General features: G+C 47.6%; 15 protein-coding genes. 11 read left to right on the top strand and 4 right to left on the bottom strand.

Annotated features, from left to right (window positions below; translation table 11 throughout):
* The first annotated feature begins 156 nt into the window (after positions 1-156).
* The 3 genes from DYD54_RS01585 to DYD54_RS01575 all read left to right on the top strand — a co-directional run bounded on the left by DYD54_RS01585 (position 157) and on the right by DYD54_RS01575 (position 3,759).
* Positions 157-1,233, top strand: a complete 1,077-nt coding sequence (locus DYD54_RS01585) for an efflux RND transporter periplasmic adaptor subunit (protein ID WP_063513485.1) — start codon at positions 157-159, stop codon at positions 1,231-1,233.
* 200 nt (positions 1,234-1,433) lie between these two features.
* Positions 1,434-2,156: a response regulator transcription factor gene (locus DYD54_RS01580; protein ID WP_036363481.1), complete on the top strand. Its 723-nt coding sequence runs from the start codon at positions 1,434-1,436 to the stop codon at positions 2,154-2,156.
* A 58-nt stretch (positions 2,157-2,214) separates the two neighbouring features.
* Positions 2,215-3,759 (top strand): sensor histidine kinase, encoded by a 1,545-nt coding sequence (locus DYD54_RS01575; protein WP_063513484.1) that lies wholly within the window; start codon positions 2,215-2,217, stop codon positions 3,757-3,759.
* A gap of 62 nt (positions 3,760-3,821) precedes the next feature.
* On the opposite strand, the gene DYD54_RS01570 is transcribed toward DYD54_RS01575, so the two are convergent.
* Positions 3,822-5,996 carry a carboxy terminal-processing peptidase gene (locus DYD54_RS01570; protein ID WP_063514915.1) on the bottom strand — a complete coding sequence of 725 codons (2,175 nt, stop codon included), beginning with the start codon at positions 5,994-5,996 and terminating at the stop codon, positions 3,822-3,824.
* Between the two features lie 169 nt (positions 5,997-6,165).
* On the opposite strand from DYD54_RS01570, the gene nagZ reads away from it, so the two are divergent.
* Genes nagZ through leuE form a run of 3 tightly spaced genes read left to right on the top strand, consistent with a single transcriptional unit; the run spans position 6,166 to position 8,891 of the window.
* Positions 6,166-7,242, top strand: a complete 1,077-nt coding sequence (nagZ, locus tag DYD54_RS01565) for a beta-N-acetylhexosaminidase (RefSeq protein ID WP_063513483.1) — start codon at positions 6,166-6,168, stop codon at positions 7,240-7,242.
* A gap of 9 nt (positions 7,243-7,251) precedes the next feature.
* Complete coding sequence (locus DYD54_RS01560; RefSeq protein ID WP_063513482.1) at positions 7,252-8,262, top strand: manganese-dependent inorganic pyrophosphatase; 1,011 nt, start codon at positions 7,252-7,254, stop codon at positions 8,260-8,262.
* Entirely contained in the window at positions 8,241-8,891 is a 651-nt protein-coding gene (leuE, locus tag DYD54_RS01555; protein WP_063513481.1) for a leucine efflux protein LeuE, read from the top strand. Before DYD54_RS01560 ends, leuE begins: the two co-directional genes overlap by 22 nt.
* A gap of 94 nt (positions 8,892-8,985) precedes the next feature.
* Here leuE and DYD54_RS01550 read toward each other — a convergent pair whose 3' ends face one another.
* Both DYD54_RS01550 and DYD54_RS01545 read right to left on the bottom strand, forming a co-directional pair.
* On the bottom strand, positions 8,986-11,148 hold the full coding sequence (locus DYD54_RS01550; RefSeq protein ID WP_063513480.1) for a malate synthase G: 2,163 nt from the start codon (positions 11,146-11,148) through the stop codon (positions 8,986-8,988).
* A 92-nt stretch (positions 11,149-11,240) separates the two neighbouring features.
* Entirely contained in the window at positions 11,241-12,842 is a 1,602-nt protein-coding gene (locus DYD54_RS01545; protein WP_063513479.1) for an isocitrate lyase, read from the bottom strand.
* 439 nt (positions 12,843-13,281) lie between these two features.
* Here DYD54_RS01545 and DYD54_RS01540 point away from each other — a divergent pair, with 439 nt between their 5' ends.
* The 3 genes from DYD54_RS01540 (at position 13,282) to DYD54_RS01530 (ending at position 16,066) form a co-directional block, all read left to right on the top strand.
* Entirely contained in the window at positions 13,282-13,734 is a 453-nt protein-coding gene (locus DYD54_RS01540; RefSeq protein ID WP_063513478.1) for a chorismate--pyruvate lyase family protein, read from the top strand.
* Positions 13,735-13,913: 179 nt separating this feature from the next.
* The gene (glyA, locus tag DYD54_RS01535) at positions 13,914-15,296 is read left to right on the top strand and encodes a serine hydroxymethyltransferase (protein WP_063513477.1); all 1,383 of its coding nucleotides are present in this window, start codon (positions 13,914-13,916) and stop codon (positions 15,294-15,296) included.
* Positions 15,297-15,535: 239 nt separating this feature from the next.
* The gene (locus DYD54_RS01530) at positions 15,536-16,066 is read left to right on the top strand and encodes a lipocalin family protein (protein ID WP_063513476.1); all 531 of its coding nucleotides are present in this window, start codon (positions 15,536-15,538) and stop codon (positions 16,064-16,066) included.
* A gap of 69 nt (positions 16,067-16,135) precedes the next feature.
* On the opposite strand, the gene DYD54_RS01525 is transcribed toward DYD54_RS01530, so the two are convergent.
* On the bottom strand, positions 16,136-18,286 hold the full coding sequence (locus DYD54_RS01525) for an NADPH-dependent 2,4-dienoyl-CoA reductase (RefSeq protein WP_084260555.1): 2,151 nt from the start codon (positions 18,284-18,286) through the stop codon (positions 16,136-16,138).
* Between the two features lie 203 nt (positions 18,287-18,489).
* On the opposite strand from DYD54_RS01525, the gene DYD54_RS01520 reads away from it, so the two are divergent.
* Together DYD54_RS01520 and map are read left to right on the top strand one after the other, a co-directional pair.
* Positions 18,490-18,840: a protein tyrosine phosphatase family protein gene (locus DYD54_RS01520; protein ID WP_063513475.1), complete on the top strand. Its 351-nt coding sequence runs from the start codon at positions 18,490-18,492 to the stop codon at positions 18,838-18,840.
* 88 nt (positions 18,841-18,928) lie between these two features.
* Entirely contained in the window at positions 18,929-19,720 is a 792-nt protein-coding gene (gene map / locus DYD54_RS01515) for a type I methionyl aminopeptidase (RefSeq protein WP_063513474.1), read from the top strand.
* The last annotated feature ends 45 nt before the right edge of the window (positions 19,721-19,765 follow it).

Raw genomic sequence — 19,765 nt, 5'->3', positions numbered from 1 at the left:
ACGTTAAATTAAACCCTTATAGCCTAACGGATTATTCAAAAAAATCCATAAGTTTTTTGTTTATTATTTCGCCAGTCATCTCTCATTTTCAAAAAATCTCATTTTTTATAAAAAACATGCTAAGATAATCCAAAATTCCATGTCTTACCAATCATCATGCGTGCTATTTATTGTTTACCTTATTTCTTTGCATTACTCATCGGCTGCCAAGACATGGGCGGCGCGGATTTGGCAGAACATCTGGACAATAAAATCGACAACCGTGATGAATCCGCCGCCAAGAAGCGCGACCAACTCCTACAAGATGACATCACCGCCCACCCCGTACGCTTCGACGGTGAAGAGGTTATTCTCAATGGCGTACATCTATCCTCGGTCAAGATGTCGCGCTATCAGCCCAGTTTTGGTTTACAAGGCATCATCGCACCCATCCAAAGAACCAATCTCGTTCAGCCGATCGACATCACGGTGGTTGATGTTCTTGTCAAATCAGGTGACGCTATCAAAAAAGGCGACATACTCGCTCATCTTCAACCAGCGCCAATACATACGATCAATGAAGAGGCGGAACAAGAGCAAGACAGTAGCGCATCAAAAGATGAGCAAATCATCACACTGACCGCGCCTTTTAGCGGGGTGGTGGATAATTTACGCCTAAATACTGGCATGACCATCAAAGCCAACACACCTCTACTAACCCTCGTTGATGAATCAAAATATCAGTTCATCAGCCGTCTGCCCGCCTACCTAAAACCACATCTAAAAATCGGAAAAACCGTCGACATCAGCGTTGATGATGCGCTATTTAGCGGACAAATCGCTCACGTGACCGAAAGCCCAGAATCATTCAGCACGATTGATGTCAGCGTTGAAATCTCACCAAAAAAAGACAGCGCCAACAGACTCACCTCGGGACAATTCGCCAAAGGCATCGTGGAATACGGTCAGATTAGCGTTGGCGCACTCGTGCCTGAGTTCGCCATCGTTGATAACAACTTATCACCGCTTGATCTAACTAAGCTCCACGCCCCACCCTACAAGCCACAAGCGCCCATCGCCGCGAATATCTGGGTGATCAAGCAAGATGCCAGCCTTACGCTGTCGCGCGTGCACATCATCGAATACCTGCCAGAATCGCGCAGATTCTTGGCATCAGGCATCACCGAAGACAGCTTAATTGTCTTGGTCGAACTGCCGATGCAAGCCGATGGCAAGCGCGTGGTCGTCGATTAATACACGATAATGCGAATTGTTACTGACAATTTTCAAAAGCCACTTAGTTTTACGCGATTCTTGGAAGATTTACGCAAATTTTCATAAAAAGGTGTTATTTGCTACAAATTAACACTTGTCAAGCCAAGCAAACATTGGCAAGATATACACATTAGATTTTAATTTCATTTTTGAAATAGCTTACTCAACTAGGATAATCCATGAATAAACAAATTTTACTTATCGAAGACGATCCAGATTTGGCAGAATTAATCAGCGACTACCTGTCGATGAACTACTATGAGGTGCATCACGCCGCCACAGGTCAAGGCGGACTTGACCTACTAGATGCTAAAGAGCGCGACATCAGCTTAATCGTGCTAGACTTGATGCTGCCTGACATGGATGGCATGCAAGTCTGCCAAAAAGTTCGTGGCTCTAAGAACCTACACATCAATAAAGTTCCAATCGTCATGCTCACCGCCAAAGGTGATACCACTGACCGCGTGTTAGGCCTTGAGATGGGTGCTGATGATTATATCTCTAAGCCATTTGAGCCGCGTGAATTGCTTGCGCGTATTCGTGCGGTACTTCGCCGTCACGAGACGCCAAACCAAGCCGACCTACACTCTGGCAGTCTAACATTTGGTCGCCTAACCGTATTTCCTGACAGCCACGAAGTAACCATCGATGATAAGATCGTACGCCTGACCACGCACCAATTCCAGCTACTGCATTACTTTGCAACCCATGCTGGCAAAGTGCTAAATCGCGAACAACTTTGGCAAGCCATGCCAAACGATGACAGCTCAGAGAACATAGATCGTGCCATCGACGTGCACATCTCACGCCTGCGCGCACTCATCGAAGACAACCCGCGTCAGCCTAAACGCATCATCACCGTGCGCGGTGTGGGTTACCAGTTCGCGACCGACCAAGTATAGGTCTGTCTGATAAAAGACCATCGCCATGATGGTCTTTTTTATGTGATTTTTAAAGTTTATGAAGCAATTTCAATTCGCCCCAAACTCTGTTTTCGCTCGCTTATTTATTAGCGTTTTTTTGGCGATTGTGGCTTTTGCCATTGCCATGATTGTCCTGTCTCAGCTTGTGCATAACAACTCCGACAGCGTACGATCGCGCGCCATTGCCGAGCAGATCGTCACACAGATTGACCCTTTGGTAACCCAAGCTGAAGCCCTAACCAAAGAAAACGAACTGCTAAAAGCACGGTTCATCTTAGCCGTGGTCAAAAAAAGCTTTGACATCTTTGATGAAAGCCTAAATGCCAAAATCGGTCTATACAGCCCCACGGGAGAGCTCATCCTGCAGACCGAGAACAGCGATCTACCCCCAAAGCTTATCGGAGAACGCACATGGATTGACAATGTCGCCCCTGGGATATTCTCTCCTGCGCACCACCACATCACCATCAAGAACAGCGCAGGCTATCAGGTGTGGTATGAAAGCCGCATCCCACCAAAAGAACGTCCATTCTCTCGTCTGCTAAACCTATTTACAGGCACACTCCTATTGATCATCATGATGGCGGCGGTGCTGTGGTGGATTGCACGCAATATCACAAAGCGAATCAATCAGATGAGCCAAGAGATGGACAAGCTCGGTAATGGCGATTTTAGTGTGCGCGTGAATGAAGACGGCAATGATGAGATTGCAGCATTGGCACGCGGTTTCAATCAATCCGCCAAAAAAATCGAACAGCTCATCAACGCCAATAACCTTCTGCTTGCTCATGCATCGCACGAATTTCGCACGCCCATCACGCGCATTCGATTGCAGATTGAGATGATGGACATGCTCGCCCATAAGCTAAATGATAATGATAAGGCAAAGTTTGACAAACGCGCCGCAGCCATCAATCGAGATCTGACAGGGCTTAATGATCTGGTCGAGAGCATTCTGTTGGTGTCGCGCCTTGATGCGGGTCACGCCCTGCAAGCTGCCGAACAGGTTGATCTGTATGATCTGGTGCGCACAGAGTGTCAGTATTACCCCGAGGTGACTCTGACCGCCGAAGCCATGATCATCATAGCGCAGCCCAAGCTACTCACCCATCTGGTAAGAAATCTTCTAAATAACGCCATGATTCATGGTGTGCCGCCCATTGAAGTCTATCTGTACGAAGCGGCAGATTTATCAAGCGCGCAGAACATTCCGGATAATCTTACCCAGATTACTCCTGAGATTAATAGCGAAACAACCAAGCCAGCCAAGAAACCTTTGCTGCGTTTCTCTCGCCAAAAAGACGCGCCAGCAAAAGAAGCAGACTTTGCGGTGCTTGCCTTTATCGATCAGGGTGGTGGCATTCCAGAAGATAAGCGCAAAGACATCTTTAGCCCCTTTGTGCGCCTAAAGCAGGAGAAAAAAGGTTCAGGTCTTGGTCTATCCCTAGTGTCCCAAATTGTAGAAGCTCATGGCGGACACATTAGCACAGACACATGGCAAGGCAAGACTCGATTCTTAGTTGTGCTGCCCATCAAAGGCAAAGATGCCACAAAAGACGCTCAGAACACAACCAGGTCATAAATCATTTGCAAGCCCAAATAAAAAGCCATCACGATGATGGCTTTTTATTTCTTTGCTTTGTGTTATTTCTTGGCATCGAACATTAAGCGCGCCGCCTCAAAGATATAAGCTTCTTCTTCAGGCAATTTTGGGCGCTCATGCTCTTTCATTGCGCCGCGCTCTTCAGCCAAGGCATCGACGCTTGCTTGATAGGTTGCCCAATCAGTATAAGGCGTCTCACCCGTTGCCTGACGACGCGCATTCTCAGCTCTTAATGTCAAAGCTTCAATTTCTTTGGCTTTGGCTCGGCGCTTATCGATGTTCACAGCGACAGATTTTTTGTCATCATCAAGTGCACGGATGGCATTGAGCTCGCTTAGGTATCTAAACTGCACGTCTTGGTCTTGGCGCACCTTGGATTCTTTGGTTAGGCGCTCAATTAACGCTTGGCTGTATTTACCCTCAGGAGTATATTGAGTAGTTGCAATGGTATCCCACTCAAGTGGGTTCTTGTATTCGCGTTCGCCAAATTCAATGCCCTCATAGATATTCACCAGTGGAATGTCTGGCACGACGCCTTTATTCTGAGTACTGCCGCCATTGATGCGGTAGAATTTCCGCTGGGTAATCACTGCTGTACCAAGCGCCAGATCGTCGCGCTGCGCCTGAGCTGAGCCCTTACCTGTGGTGGTGCTACCCACCACCAGACCGCGTCCATAGTCTTGGATCGCCGCGGAGAAAATCTCTGACGCTGATGCTGAACCTAGGTTAATCAGCACAGACATATCGCCTGCATATAGCTGACGACCGCCGTCTTTATCGGCGTAGATCTGGACGTTACCGCGGTTATCTCGAATCTGCACCAGTGGGCCTTCTTTGATGAATAAGCCCACCATCTTGGCAACTTCATCCAGTGAACCGCCAGGGTTGTTGCGCAGATCAACCACGAGCCCATCGATGTTCTCTTGATTTAAGGCTTTTAGGGCTTTTTCGGTATCGATGCTGACCGAACGATAATTATCAGCACTTAGGCCACTGCGTCGCGCCTGAAAATTAAGATAAAAACTTGGAATCTCTAACACGCCAACGCGCTTAATGCCGCCCTCATACGGCATCTCAACGATACGATGATGCACCCCTGATTCATCTTGCTTGACGACATCACGCACGATGGTGACGTTACGCGCTGAGCTGTCAGGCGTATTCGGCTGCTTGACCTTAATGGTGACGGTTGTGCCTTTTGCGCCGCGGATGAGCGCCACTATCTCACGCGTGCTAAAGCCAATGGTATCCACCATCTCTTCACCATCTTGAGCCACGCCTAGGATGAGATCATTGGCACGGATCTGACCTGTTTTTTGGGCAGGGCCACCATCGACCAAGCTGATGATGCGCGTGTAATCAGGATTCTTACGATCGGGGCGAATGGATACACCAATGCCCTCTAACTGTAGATTCGACTGAATCTGCATCTCGTTCGCCTGCACTGGCGCGTAGTAGTTGCTGTGCGGATCGTATGCCATCATCGCCGCATTTAGCACACCTTCCATGATTTCATCATCTTTTAGGCGCGCCAACTGCTGCTGCTGACGATTGATACGATTTAATAAAATCTCGTTCGGCGTACGCTTCTCACCTTTAACCAAATCCTGACCACGAGACAGTTCAGGATTATCAATAAATGCCTTATCCTTGGCTTTATCATCTTCTTGGTTTAGGGTGATGTTAATCAGTGCGTAAGTGGTTTGATTTTGCCAATAGCGTAGCTGCTCTTCTTTGCTGGCGAAACGTGGCGCTTCTTCGCGATCTAGAATGATGGACTCATTCGTGCGAAGGTCAACATCTTTTGCCAGCATCTCTTTGGCGGTATCATAGTATTCATTGGCGCGCGTGCGATAACGCTCAAAAATCTCAATACCTGCTGTCAGATCGCCACGTTTTAGGCGCTCAGCATAGGTGTCGCCGTATTTTGCCATGAATTCATCCACGTCCGACTGTAGCAGTAGAGTGCGTGATGCATCTAAATTATCAAAGTAAGTTTCAAGGATTTTTTTGCCCATTTCGCGGTCTAGCGACTGATCTAGATAGTGCGCACGATCAAGCAACAACGACACCTGACGGGCGGTGACTTTTTGTTCGACACTCGGCTCAAAGCCTTGTTTGTCCGAAGCTGTCGCCACAGTGCTGACGCTCTGAGCAAGCAGCACACCCACCACAGCGGTCGCCACACCCGACAATAAAAATTGCTGTTTCATAATATATTCCAATGTTATTATCAATCGGTGAAATTAAGAAAAATTCGCATTATCTTACCATACTCAACCTTGCTTGTGTGATGGTTTTTGTGAGTAAATTTCTACCGATTGATACATTTGCCCAAATTCATCGTATAATAAGCAAATTTATTTCACTACATTAAGGTAAGTTATGGCAGCTGGCATCATCATGGCGGACGTGGATGGTCTGACCCTAACCGACGACGATAAGGACTTCTTAGCAAATGACGCATTGGGCGGCGTGATTTTATTTAAGCGTAACGTGGCAGACCCTACCCAGGTGCGCGCCTTAACTGACAGCATGAGAGCCATCAATCCCAATCTTATCATCAGCGCCGACCAAGAAGGCGGCCGAGTGGCGCGCTTTCGCGATGGTTTTACACCCCTGCCTGCGATGGGACGACTCGGAGAGATTTATGATGACAATCAAGAGCTTGCCTTATCGCTCGCCTATAATACAGGCTATCTAATGGCGTGCGAGGTACTCGCGGTGGGCGTGGATATCAGCTTTGCGCCTGTAATGGACATTGATGGTTGCAGTCTGGTTATTGGTGATCGCGCCTTTCATGCCGACCCAGAGGTTGTCACCGCCCTATCAGCGTGCTTTATCGATGGCATGAATGATGCAGGCATGAAAGCCACCGGCAAGCACTTCCCGGGTCACGGCTCCATCGCCCCTGACTCACACGTCTCGGACGCGGTGGATGAGCGCACCCTCGATGAAATATGGGCCTGCGACCTCATTACCTTCAAAAATAACTTATCAAAACTCGATGCACTCATGCCTGCGCATGTGATATTTAGCCAAATCGATGACAAGCCAGCTGGCTTCTCAAAAGTCTGGCTACAAGACATCCTAAGACAGCAATTAGGCTATGATGGCGTGCTATTCTCAGACGACCTATCAATGAAAGCTGCTCATGTCGCAGGCGATGTCACCGCTCGCGTCAAGTCCGCCATCGAAGCGGGCTGCGACATGGTGCTGGTCTGCAATAACCGTGATGATGCCATGCGCGCGGTAGAATTTGCCAAGACCATGCCTGAGGTGGTAAACCGATTCAGCAAAATGAAAAGCATCATCCCAACATGGCAAGGCGATCTCATCAGCACCTGCCAAGCCTTCGCGCATTACAACACCGCCAAAGACAACGTCATGAAGACGTTCTTTAGTGAGACGATCACCGCCAAAGATGGTAAAGACCCTACCAACTACAGCACGAATCCATAAAGGCTTATCATGCATCATATTTTTGGTCACACTTCTCCTGATACTGATGCGTTCGCCTCTGCGTTCGCGTTCGCTCATTGGTTAAATGCTCAAGACATCGCCGCCACACCCTATCGACTTGGCGTGCCAAACCTTGAGACGAAGTTCGTGCTGGATTATCTTTGGCAGCATTATTCTGATGAATTAGTTGGTTTAACACCTGAGATTTTGCCTTACTTAGATCCCAATCAGCCCTTAAGCACATTAAGCCCGGGCGACTTGATTGGCTTGACCGATCATAATGAACCTGCTCAATCAATTGCGAATTTGGCAGACTTTGATATCAGATACATCATTGATCATCATAAGCTAGGCATATCAACGCCTACACCCACCTACGTTCGCATCTACCCTGTGGGCTGCACCTGCACGATCCTGTATGAGATGTTCATCCAAAAGTCCATCACTATCACACCCTTGCTGGCGACGTTCATGCTGTCTGCGATTCTATCAGACACCCTAAACTTAAAAAGCCCCACCACCACCGATGATGATCGCATGGTGGTGGCAGAGCTACTTGCTATCGCCAACATGAGCGAATCGCAAAAGGATGATTTCGCCCAAGCCATGTTCTTAGCAAAAAGTGACGTCAGCCATCTATCTGCCCGCGACATCCTGCTGATGGATTACAAAGAATATCAATTCGGCACGAGCAAATGGGGCATCGCCGGGATAGAGACCATGAATCTGCCTCAAATCACCAGACGAATGGACGATCTCATCACGACCGCCCAAACTCTAAAACAAGAAAAACAACTTGACCATCTGATGATTGCCATCGTGGACATCGCACAGCGAACAGGCTATGCCATCGCTTACGATGATACTCAAAATACCATCTTATCCAAGGCATTTAACACCGCCGCCCAAGACGGTCTATTTAGCCTAACAGGCATCGTTAGCCGCAAAAAACAAATCGTCCCCGCTCTTGAGGTATATCACAACCAAACGGAAAACCCATGTTCGGCATCACAGACCTGACCGCCTATCTCATCGGCGTGATTATCATCATTACCTTGCCTGGCCCCAACAGCCTGTACTGCCTATCGGTGGCAGCATCTCGTGGCAAAAGATCAGGCGGACAGGCCATGGCAGGAATCTTGGTGGGTGATACAATACTGATACTTGCGACCGTGTTCGGAGCGGGAACACTACTAAAGCTCTACCCCCGCGTGTTTGATGTCATCAAGCTTATTGGCGGCTGTTATTTGGCATACCTTGGGATACGCCTAATCATCGGGGCTTATCACACATTTAAGAACAGGCATCTCATCGCCAATCAAAGCTTTAACCCACCAAAAGTAGCAAATCAAAACCACTTCTACCGCTCGTTGTCGCTCAGCCTGACCAACCCTAAGGCGATTTTGTTTTTCTTGTCGTTTTTTGTACAGTTTGTTAGTCCGACTTACGATAAGCCGTTTTTGACGTTTTTTGTATTAGCAGTGATTTTGCAACTTGTCAGCTTTTTGTATTTGCTACTTTTGGTATTTAGCGGCAAAAAGCTGGCGGACATATTCGGATCTCGTCCGTTCATTATGACGCTCGCCATGTTTGGCGTGGGGTGTTTATTTATTGGTTTTGGGATGAATTTGTGGTTGGCAAGGTTGTGAGTAAGCTTACTACTTAACGAGAAATAACCTACATTTAAAACAAAAACCCCAAACCTAAGTTTGGGGTTTTTGTTAGCTATTTAGGTAACTTATATCAGTCGCCTTGATAGCCTTTAAGTTTCAATCTTGCTTGATGCAGCAATGGCTCAGTGTAGCCAGACGGCTGTGTCGCGCCTTTGAAGATTAGGTCAGCAGCAGCATTAAAGGCGATGTTATTATCAAAGTCATCCGCCATCGGATGGTACGCAGGATCGCTTGCGTTTTGCTCATCCACAACTTTCGCCATGCGTTTTAACACTTCCATCACCTCATCAGACGTTACGACGCCGTGAGCCAACCAGTTGGCAACGTGCTGCGACGAGATACGCAAGGTCGCACGGTCTTCCATCAGGCCGACGTTATTGATGTCAGGCACTTTTGAGCAGCCCACACCCAAATCAACCCAGCGCACAACATAGCCCAAGATGCCTTGACAGTTATTCTCAAGCTCACGACGCTTCTCGTCTGCTGTCCAGTTCGTATCGGTGGCAAGTGGAATGGTCAGAAGATCATCAAGGCTTGGCGTGGCAAGTTTGGCAAGCTCTTCTTGACGATTCATAACATTACACCGATGGTAATGGATAGCATGGATTACCGCACCGCTAGGTGATGGTACCCAAGCACAGTTCGCGCCAGCTTGTGGGTGTTCGATCTTAGCGCGGTACATGTCAGCCAACTCGTCAGGTTTTGGCCACATGCCTTTACCGATTTGCGCTTTGCCGCGAAGCCCTGCTTTTAGACCGATAGACACGTTGCGCTCTTCGTAGGCACCGAACCAAGTTTGACCTTTTACGTCGCCCTTACGCACGAATGCGCCTGCATGCATGGCGGTGTGAATCTCATCGCCCGTTCTATCCATGAAGCCTGTGTTAATAAAGATGGTGCGTTCTTTGGCTTTTTCGATACAGTTTTTAAGGTTAGCAGACGTTCTACGCTCTTCGTCCATGATGCCCATTTTTAGACTGTTCTTAGGCAGGCCGATTGCTTGCTCGGCACGCTCGAACAGCTCTACTGCAAATGCCACTTCATCAGAGCCATGCATTTTTGGCTTCACGATATACATCGAACCTGTGCGAGAGTTGCGCAGCGTGTTCTCACCACGGATGTCCACGGCAGTCAGCATTGGCGTGACAAGCGCATCCATGATACCCTCAAAAATCTCTTCGCCATTCACCAAAATCGCAGGGTTCGTCATCAGGTGACCCACGTTACGAAGCAACATGACCGAACGACCGTGTAGCGTCTGAGTGTTGCCTGACAAATCGGTATAAGTACGATCAGCGTTTAGTGTACGAGTGATGGTTTTGCCATTTTTTTCTAGAGTTTCAGATAGATCACCCTTCATTAGACCTAGCCAGTTGCGATAGCCTTCCACTTTCTCTTCAGCATCGACAGCGGCAACTGAGTCTTCTAAGTCCTGAATCGTGGTAACGGCTGATTCTAGAACGACATCCTTAACACCTGCTTTGTCGTCTTTACCGATCGGGCTATTTGGATCGATTTGGATGATGACGTGTAGGCCGTTATTTTTTAGGATAATTTCGGTTGGCTTGTCAGTCGCACCATTAAAACCAGCAAGTTTATTGTCTTTTAATGTGGTCTCGGTATCGCCTAATGATACTGATAGCTGACCATCTTTGATGGTGTAAGCGGTCGCATCTGCGTGTGAGCCACTTTGTAGCGGGAATGTCTCATCTAGGAAATTCTTAGCGAATTCAACGACTTTGGCGCCGCGCACAGGGTTGTAGCCTTTGCCTTTTTCTGCGCCATTCTCTTCTGAAATCACGTCAAAGCCATACAGAGCATCATACAAGCTACCCCAACGAGCGTTAGCAGCGTTCAATGCATAACGTGCGTTACGCACAGGCACAACAAGCTGAGCGCCTGCGATGGTCGCAATCTCATCATCCACATTCTGCGTGGTGATCTCAAAGTCAGCAACTTCAGGCTCAAGATAACCAATCTCAGTCAAGAAATTCTTATAGGCACCAAGCTCATAGGCATTGTTCTTGTGCCAGTCATCGACCTTGGCTTGTAGCTCTTCACGGCGAGCAAGTAGTGCTTTGTTTTTTGGGGTTAGGTCAAGAACAACTTGTTCAAAGTTTTTCCAATAAGTGTCGCTGTCAAGCTTAGCAGCTGGCAAAGCCTCATTCTCAATAAAATCAAATAGAATCTTATCGATGGCAAGAGCGCCTTTGGTAATACGAGTAGTAGCCATAATTTTATCCTTAAAATCAAAATTTAAACAAAAACGGTATTCTACCTTGACAGCAGAACACCGTTTGGATTAGTCATTTAGACAGCGAATGATTAGCCGCCAAATTGGTTCATGGTGTTCTTGCTCGCATCGCCAGCTTTAAGAGCATTCTCACCAGAGAAGATCTCTTTGTGGTCGTCGCCGATGTCAGAACCAGCCATTGCTTGGTGTTTCACGCAAGCGATACCGCCGCGGATTTCTTTACGTTGTACGCCGGCTACGTATGCCAACATGCCTTCATCACCGAAGTAACCTTGTGCTAGCTCGTGAGTAGATAGAGCTGCAGTGTGGTAAGTTGGTAGTGTGATTAAGTGGTGGAATACACCTGCTTCACGAGCTGCGTCTGCTTGGAAAGTACGGATTTTTTCGTCAGCGTCACGAGCCAACTCTGAATCGTCGTACTGTGCGTCCATTAGCTTAGCACGGTCGTAGCCTGATACATCTTTACCTTCAGCAACCCAGCGATCGTACGCTTGTTGACGGAAGTTGATGGTCCAGTTGAATGATGGTGAGTTGTTGTACACCAATTTTGCATCTGGAACTTGTTTTTTGATGTCGTTTACAAAGCTTGCGATACCTGCTACGTCTGGCGTTGGAGTTTCGATCCAGATCATGTCAGCGCCGTTTTGTAGCGAAGTTACGCAGTCAAGTACAACGCGGTCGTGCTGAGTGCCTTCGCGGAACTGATATAGACCAGAGGCTAGGCGAGTTGGGCGGTGTAGCTTGCCGTCACGCTTGATTAGGATTTCGTCTTCTTTCGCGTCAGCGATGTCGATTTCAGTAGTTTCTAGGTAGCTGATGTACTTAGAAGCTAGGTCGCCTGGCTCACGAGATACTGGGATTTTTTGAGTTAGGTCAGCACCTTCTGAGTCAGTACGTGCTACGATAACACCTTCGTCAACGCCTAGTTCTAGGAACGCGTAACGTACTGCGTTGATCTTAGCTAGGAAGTCTTCGTGTGGCACAGTTACTTTACCAGCTTGGTGACCACACTGCTTAGCGTCAGATACTTGGTTTTCGATTTGGATTGCACATGCACCCGCTTCGATCATTTGCTTGGTTAGTAGGTAAGTCGCTTCTTCGTTACCAAAACCTGCGTCGATGTCAGCGATGATTGGCACAACGTGAGTTTCGAAGTTGTCGATTTGGCTTTCGATTTCTTTAACTTTTGCGCTGTCGCCAGCTTCTTCAGCTTTTTGAAGAGCGCGGAATAGATCGTTTAGCTCTTTTGCGTCAGCTTGACGTAGGAAAGTGTAGATCTCTTCGATTAGCTTAGGCACAGCGGTTTTTTCGTGCATAGATTGGTCAGGTAGTGGACCGAATTCTGAACGAAGTGCAGCAACCATCCAGCCTGATAGGTAGATGTAACGCTTGTTGGTAGTGCCGAAGTATTTTTTGTTAGCAATCATTTTTTGCTGAGCGATGAAACCGTGCCAGCAGCCTAGTGATTGAGTGTATTTGGTGTTGTCAGCATCGTACTCTGCCATGTCACGACGCATGATGGCAGCAGTGTATTTAGCAATGTCAAGACCTGTTTTGAAGCGGTTTTGAACAATCATACGAGCAGCGTCTTCTGGACGGATAGCATCCCAAGTGCCACCCAATTTTTCTTTAACACTGCGAACGTGTTCTAAAGCTGATTGATAAGTCATGATAGTCTCCTAGATTCCATGGTGGATTGTCATCAGTACAGCGCCCGCTGCACTAACCAAATCACTGCCTATACCGATGGGTAATTAGTTGCCTGCGATTCTTGAGATACAGAATACCCAAAAGTTTTGCGTTTATCCAATAGGCGACCATAATGTTCGGTATTTTAAAAATAAATGATGGACCAATTTTCATTACATCAAATGATGATTATTCAATCGTACTTTTGTGTAACTTCATGAAAATTCAAAATATTTATCAAAATTTCTCATGTGTCAGTTATGTGAAAATCCACAAAAACCATCAAAATATTCCCTAAAATTTTTAAGAAATTAACCCCAAATTAACCTAAATTTGTAACAATTTATCTTAAAAAATCGCCATTTCTGCCAAAAAATCCACTTTTATGCTAAAATTTTTGCATGTTTTTGATCTGTTTTATAAATGAATCCGCCAGATTATTTGATACCCTATTTGACCGCCGAAGGTTCATTGACCGCCCTGCTAGAAGCAAAGTCAGGGCAGCATTTGCGTGTGCAAGTCATCAAAGAAGGCTATCAAGCCATTGATTTATATCATAAAAAATTACTAAACTTACCTTCTCATCGCCCTGCCTTGGCTTGGGTGCGTGAAGTGCTGTTATTCGGCAGCAGCGAATCTGCATGGGTACGCGCCAAGAGCGTCTTTCCTATGGATAGCCTGGTTGGTGATGCCAAGCGCTTACGCCACCTAAAACGCACCCCCATCGGCTATGTGATGTTCAAAAAGAACCGCAAACTACCCTATGATCGGCATATTTTTTGTCATGATGGGCAGTATGGTCGGGCAACCGTCTATGACTGGCACGGTCGAAAGCTATTAATCGAAGAGCGTTTTTTGGATGCATTTCATCAATAAAAACACAAAGTCTATTTGCTGCTGATTGATATGCAAATTTATGATACCGATATCGCCAATATGGTATAAATTTTATCGCTAGATTGATGCTCAAAAGCGATAAACGGCTGTGTTATTTTTGGCAAATTATGATACACTAATGGGGATTCTTTATCCCCCACACTTTAAAAGGTATATCCATGTTTAAAGACATCTCGCTACACGCTTACGACCCAGAACTTGCCGCTGCCATCGATGCTGAAAGTCAGCGCCAAGAAGATCACATTGAGCTGATCGCATCAGAAAACTACTGCTCTCCTGCTGTCATGGAGGCTCAAGGTTCATCACTGACCAACAAATACGCCGAAGGCTACCCAGGTAAGCGCTACTACGGCGGATGTGAACACGTGGACGTGATTGAGCAGATCGCCATCGACCGCGCCAAAGAGCTGTTCGGTGCAGACTACGCAAATGTACAGCCTCACGCGGGCTCTAGCGCGAACGCTGCGGTATATCTTGCACTACTACAAGCAGGCGATACCGTTCTTGGCATGAGCCTGGCTCACGGTGGTCACCTAACTCACGGTGCCAGCGTATCATTCTCAGGCAAGACCTATAACGCGGTGCATTATGGCATCGATGATAATGGCTTGATCGATTATGATGAAGTGGCGCGTCTGGCTCGTGAGCATAAGCCAAAGATGATCATCGCAGGCTTCTCAGCTTATTCACAAGTCATGGATTGGCAAAAATTCCGCGACATCGCAGACGAAGTAGGTGCATACCTATTCGTTGACATGGCACACGTGGCAGGCCTGGTAGCCGCTGGTGTATATCCAAGCCCCGTTCAAATCGCTGACGTCGTCACTACCACAACCCATAAGACCCTACGCGGTCCGCGTTCAGGTCTAATCCTGGCCAAAGCCAACGAAGAGATCGAAAAGAAACTAAACTCAGCGGTATTCCCTGGCTCGCAAGGCGGTCCACTCATGCACGCCATCGCCGCAAAAGCTGTCTGCTTCAAAGAAGCGATGTCACCAGAGTTCAAAGAATACCAACAGCAAGTCGTCAAAAACGCACAAGCCATGGCGCAGACCATCATCGATCGTGGCTATGACGTGGTATCAGGCGGCACCCAAAACCACCTAATGCTGATCAGCCTAATCAAGCAAGGCATCACAGGCAAAGAAGCGGACAAATGGCTTGGCGATGCTCACATCACCGTGAACAAAAACTCTGTGCCAAACGACCCTAAATCACCATTCGTGACCTCAGGCATCCGTCTAGGCACGCCTGCTGTTACTTCGCGCGGCTTCAAAGAAGCTGAGTGCGTTGAGCTGGCAGGTTGGATCTGCGACATCCTAGATGCCAAAGGTGACGAGAAAGTATTGGCAGAAGTTCGCGAGAAAGTCGTAGAAGTATGCAAACGCCTACCTGTGTACCAAAAATCAAAAACCAAAGAGCTGTTCACCAAAATCGGCTCAATGATCGACGAGCAAGCCGATCATGAATTCGTACACACCGCCAAAGAAAAACTCGGCGACCTATGCGAAAAAGCCATGCAAAAAATCAACAAGGCTTAATCACTAAACTCAATCCAATAAAAAAGCCACGCCGAATTCAGTGTGGCTTTTTTATTGGGTCAAACTAACAATCCGAAAGATTGGGCATATTCAGATACAAAATCTGCACATCTTTTTGGGCGATAATGCGATACATTAGAAGCGAGCGATCTTTGATGAATTGCTCAGATGTAGATTTTAGATAAAATAAACAAGCTTCATTGCCAATCATTCCACCTAACACCACACAAGGACATACCATGAAAAAATATCTTCTCGCCACCACCCTAGCATTCGGCAGTATCGTTCACGCTGCACCCACTACCGTGCCGCAGGTAGATTTGAACAGCTATCTTGGCACATGGTACGAGATTGGGCGACTACCGATGTCATTTCAAAATAAATGCGCCTCTGACGTCAAAGCCACCTATACCCTAAAATCAAATGGTAAAATCACCATCAAAAACGAATGCAAAACTCAGTCAGGCAAAATGATGGATGCAACCGGCGAGGCTTATGCCATCGATCAGACCAACAGCAAATTAAAGGTATCATTTCTGCCTTCTATCCTAAAAAAACTCCCCTTTGGACAGGCTGACTACTGGGTGCTGGCATTGGGCGAAAAGCAAAATGGCAAATACCAATCAGCACTCGTCGGCACACCAAATAATAAATATCTATGGATCCTATCACGAGACAAGACCTTGGATTCCACTACCTATGATCGCTATCTTGGTATCGCCAAACAAAACGGCTACGACCTAACCAATTTCACCAAAACCACACAATAACGGTCCATTCACTGATAAAAATAAGCCCTTTATCGGGCTTATTTTGTGGTTATCGTATCAATACATCCATCACACCAAAAGGCCAATCTCAAAGCCTTCTTTGATGGCGCGCTTAGCATCTAGGCGTTCAGATTTTTTGGCACCGCCAATGGCGTGATACTGGGCGCGTGGCGCTTCGCCAACGTTCGGCATGAGCTCATTGACGGATTCTTGTCCGATGCAGACCACGACCGTATCCACACGTAGCAGCTGCGACTGGCCACCCACCGTGATCCATAGCCCTTCATCGCTAATACTCTCATAAGATGCGCCGCTAATCTGCCTCACGCCAGCCTGTCTGATGGCAGCCTTATGCACCCAGCCTGTTGTCTTATTCAGGCTATTGCCAAGCTTGCCTTCTCTACGCTGTAACAGATATACTTGGCGATGCGGCTTGGCGTGGATTGGCGTAACCAACGCGCCCTTCGTGGTGTAATTGGCATCACCATCCACACCCCAATGCCGAAAGAATGCATCAGCCGACTGCGCATCAGGGCGATAATCCCGCGAATTGACCTCGCTCGATACATCAGAGCCATGCACTAAGAATTCCGCCACATCAAAGCCAATACCACCCGCACCCAGCACCGCGACGCGCTCGCCTGCCTGCTTAGCCCCTGATAACAGCTCGCCATAGCTGATGACTTGCGGCAGTGTCACCCCATCAATGTTCAGCGCTCGCGGCACCACGCCTGTCGCCACGATGACGTCATCGAACGCTATCTCATCGAGCATCTGGCGCGTTACGAATATATTTAGGCGCACGTCCACCCGATGTAATGCCAGCTGCTCATGAAAATAACGAATCGCCTCAAAGAACTCTTCTTTGCCTGGGATTACCTTAGCATAATTAAACTGGCCGCCCAGCACTTCCTTTGCCTCGAACAGCACGACATGATGCCCACGACGTGCTGCCGTAAGCGCTGCGGTCATGCCTGCCACCCCACCACCGACGACCGCGACACGCTTGGGTTTTTTGGCGGGTTTGATGTCGTATTCGGTCTCATGGCATGCTAAAGGATTCACCAGGCAGCTTGCTCGCTTATTCTCAAAGGTGTGATCAAGACAGGCTTGATTACAGCCGATGCAAGTATTAATCAGATGCGCCTTGCCCTGCTTAGCTTTCTCCACCCAATCACTGTCCGCCAAGAATGGTCGCGCCATCTGCACCATGTCCGCTTGTCCAGTCGCCAAAATCTCTTCGGCGGTCTCAGGCATGTTAATTCGATTGGCAGCGATGACAGGGATATTCACTGCATCCTTAATCATCTTGGTGAATCTGACAAAGCTTGCACGTGGCACAGAGGTAATTATGGTCGGCACGCGCGCCTCATGCCAGCCGATGCCTGTATTAATCAAGGTCACGCCTGCCTGCTCAAGCCATCTGGCGACAGCGACCACCTCATCCATCACCGCGCCATCTTCGACGAATTCCGCCATCGACAGCCGAAAGCTGATGATGAAATCATCGCCCACCGCCTGACGTATCGCCTTGACGATATCGATGGCGAATCTCGCGCGATTCTCTAGGCTGCCGCCATATTCGTCAGTTCGGTGGTTCGTTCGACTTGATAAGAATTGATTGATCAGATACCCTTCTGAGCCCATCACCTCTACGCCATCGTAGCCGGCTTTTTTTGCCAGTGCTGCCGTATGAGCGAAGTCTTCTATCGTCGCCTGAATGTTCTTAAGGCTCATCTGTCGCGGCTTGAATGGTGAGATGGGTGATTTGATCGCGCTGGGCGCCACCACAAAAGGATGATAACCATAACGCCCCGAATGCAGAATCTGTAGCAGAATCTTCGCGCCATGCTTATGTGCTGCGCGCGTAACCCGAGCATGATTGACAATATCAGCGCTGCGGTTTAGTGTACCGCCCAGAGGTGTTAGCCAGCCTTCGCGGTTGGGCGAGATACCACCTGTGACCATGAGTCCCACCCCACCCCGAGCGCGCGCCTCAAAGTACGCCGCCAGTTTACCGTAATGATAAAATCTGTCCTCAAGGCCGGTATGCATTGACCCCATGACCACGCGGTTCTTTAAGCGTGTAAATCCAAGATCCAGCGGTTTAAAAAGATGCGGATAAGGCGTGTCATACTCTGGTGTCTGCGGTGTTTTTTTGAATTTATCACTGACGGTTTTGGAGGTCTTCGTCAAGCGCTCTTTAAAAAACGTCTTCATCCTAATTCCTTATAAGCTTGCGATGGCTTGCTGTTTTTTAATTTTATCATAAGCCTTGATATAGGATTTAACATTTTTGACATCTTGACTGCATGGTCATTGATGCGCCAAAACCTTATATTTGACCAATTAAATTTGCCAAAACTACAAAAACCGAGTAAGCTAGTCACACCATTATTCAATAATATTTTAAGGATTCACTCATGCACGACGTCGCTCCTGAATTTCGCATCACACTATCAGGTCAAATCACCCCTGCTGATGTGGCAGAACTTGCCAAACAAGGCGTAAAAACCATCGTTAATAATCGCCCAGATGGCGAAGAGCCAGGGCAACCAACCTCAGATGAGATCAAAACTGCCTGCACTGAACACAGCATCATCTATAAGCAAATCGCCTTCTCATCGGGCATGCTTGACATGAATCACGTTCAAGAATTCGCTGATTTTTATAATCAAACAGAGCGCCCATTGCACATTTTTTGCCGCACTGGCAACCGCTCGAGCGTGATTTTACAAGCTGCACGCGAACAAGATCTGCTTGATGAAGAATAAAAACCGTGCGAATTTGATTGATTTTTAGTAAAATAGGTGTCATTAATTAAGCACCTATTTTTTTATATAATCACAATGAAGGCATACCATGAGCAAGAATATTCCCATCCTAAACGCTGAAGACATCGAAAAAATGAAAATCGCAGGTCGCCTGGCGGCTGAAGTTCTAGAGATGCTCGATGAGCATGTTAAGGTTGGGGTTAGCACGGGCGAATTGGACGATCTGGCGCATAAATACATCACCGAAGTCCAAGATGCCACGCCCGCCAGCCTAAACTATCACGGCTTTCCAAAATCCATCTGCACCTCGATTAACCATGTCGTGTGCCACGGCATTCCCGACCATGAACGCCTACTAAAAGACGGAGACATCATCAACATTGACGTAACCGTCATCAAAGACGGCTATTATGGCGACACCTCTCGCATGTGGGTCGTTGGTGAAGGTTCTGTAATGGCAAATCGCATCTGTGACGTCGCCCAAAAAGCCCTATACGCTGGCATGAAAGTCGTCAAAGGCGGTGCTTATCTTGGTGACATCGGTGCCGCCATCCAAGAAGTGGTCGAGCCTGAGCGCTTTAGCATCGTGCGCGAATTCTGTGGGCACGGACTGGGCAAAGAATTCCACTGCGAACCACAGGTACTACACTACGGCAAAAAAGGCACCGGCGTTCAACTAAAAACAGGCATGGCAATCACCATCGAACCCATGATCAATCAAGGCGTCTGGCAAACCAAAATCATGAAAGACGGCTGGACTGCCATCACCAAGGATCGTAAGCTCTCCGCCCAATGGGAGCACACGCTCATCGTTACTGATGATGGCTGCATCGTCACCACTCAGCGAGAAGGTGAAGATTTAAGTTTTTTAAACAACTAACCACGATACACAAAAGGACAGATAATGACTGTCCTTTTTTTATTA

The sequence above is a fragment of the Moraxella ovis genome (assembly GCF_900453105.1).
GTDB classification, from domain to species: domain Bacteria; phylum Pseudomonadota; class Gammaproteobacteria; order Pseudomonadales; family Moraxellaceae; genus Moraxella; species Moraxella ovis.
Note: the sequence above shows the minus strand (reverse complement) of the source record. Positions and strands in the feature narration are given on the sequence as shown.

Coding starts and splice junctions, on each gene's coding strand:
- DYD54_RS01585 (WP_063513485.1), top strand. CDS start 157: ATGCGTGCTATTTATTGTTTACCTTATTTCTTTGCATTACTCATCGGC.
- DYD54_RS01580 (WP_036363481.1), top strand. CDS start 1,434: ATGAATAAACAAATTTTACTTATCGAAGACGATCCAGATTTGGCAGAA.
- DYD54_RS01575 (WP_063513484.1), top strand. CDS start 2,215: ATGAAGCAATTTCAATTCGCCCCAAACTCTGTTTTCGCTCGCTTATTT.
- nagZ (WP_063513483.1), top strand. CDS start 6,166: ATGGCAGCTGGCATCATCATGGCGGACGTGGATGGTCTGACCCTAACC.
- DYD54_RS01560 (WP_063513482.1), top strand. CDS start 7,252: ATGCATCATATTTTTGGTCACACTTCTCCTGATACTGATGCGTTCGCC.
- leuE (WP_063513481.1), top strand. CDS start 8,241: ATGTTCGGCATCACAGACCTGACCGCCTATCTCATCGGCGTGATTATC.
- DYD54_RS01550 (WP_063513480.1), bottom strand. CDS start 11,148: ATGGCTACTACTCGTATTACCAAAGGCGCTCTTGCCATCGATAAGATT.
- DYD54_RS01540 (WP_063513478.1), top strand. CDS start 13,282: ATGAATCCGCCAGATTATTTGATACCCTATTTGACCGCCGAAGGTTCA.
- glyA (WP_063513477.1), top strand. CDS start 13,914: ATGTTTAAAGACATCTCGCTACACGCTTACGACCCAGAACTTGCCGCT.
- DYD54_RS01530 (WP_063513476.1), top strand. CDS start 15,536: ATGAAAAAATATCTTCTCGCCACCACCCTAGCATTCGGCAGTATCGTT.
- DYD54_RS01525 (WP_084260555.1), bottom strand. CDS start 18,286: ATGAAGACGTTTTTTAAAGAGCGCTTGACGAAGACCTCCAAAACCGTC.
- DYD54_RS01520 (WP_063513475.1), top strand. CDS start 18,490: ATGCACGACGTCGCTCCTGAATTTCGCATCACACTATCAGGTCAAATC.
- map (WP_063513474.1), top strand. CDS start 18,929: ATGAGCAAGAATATTCCCATCCTAAACGCTGAAGACATCGAAAAAATG.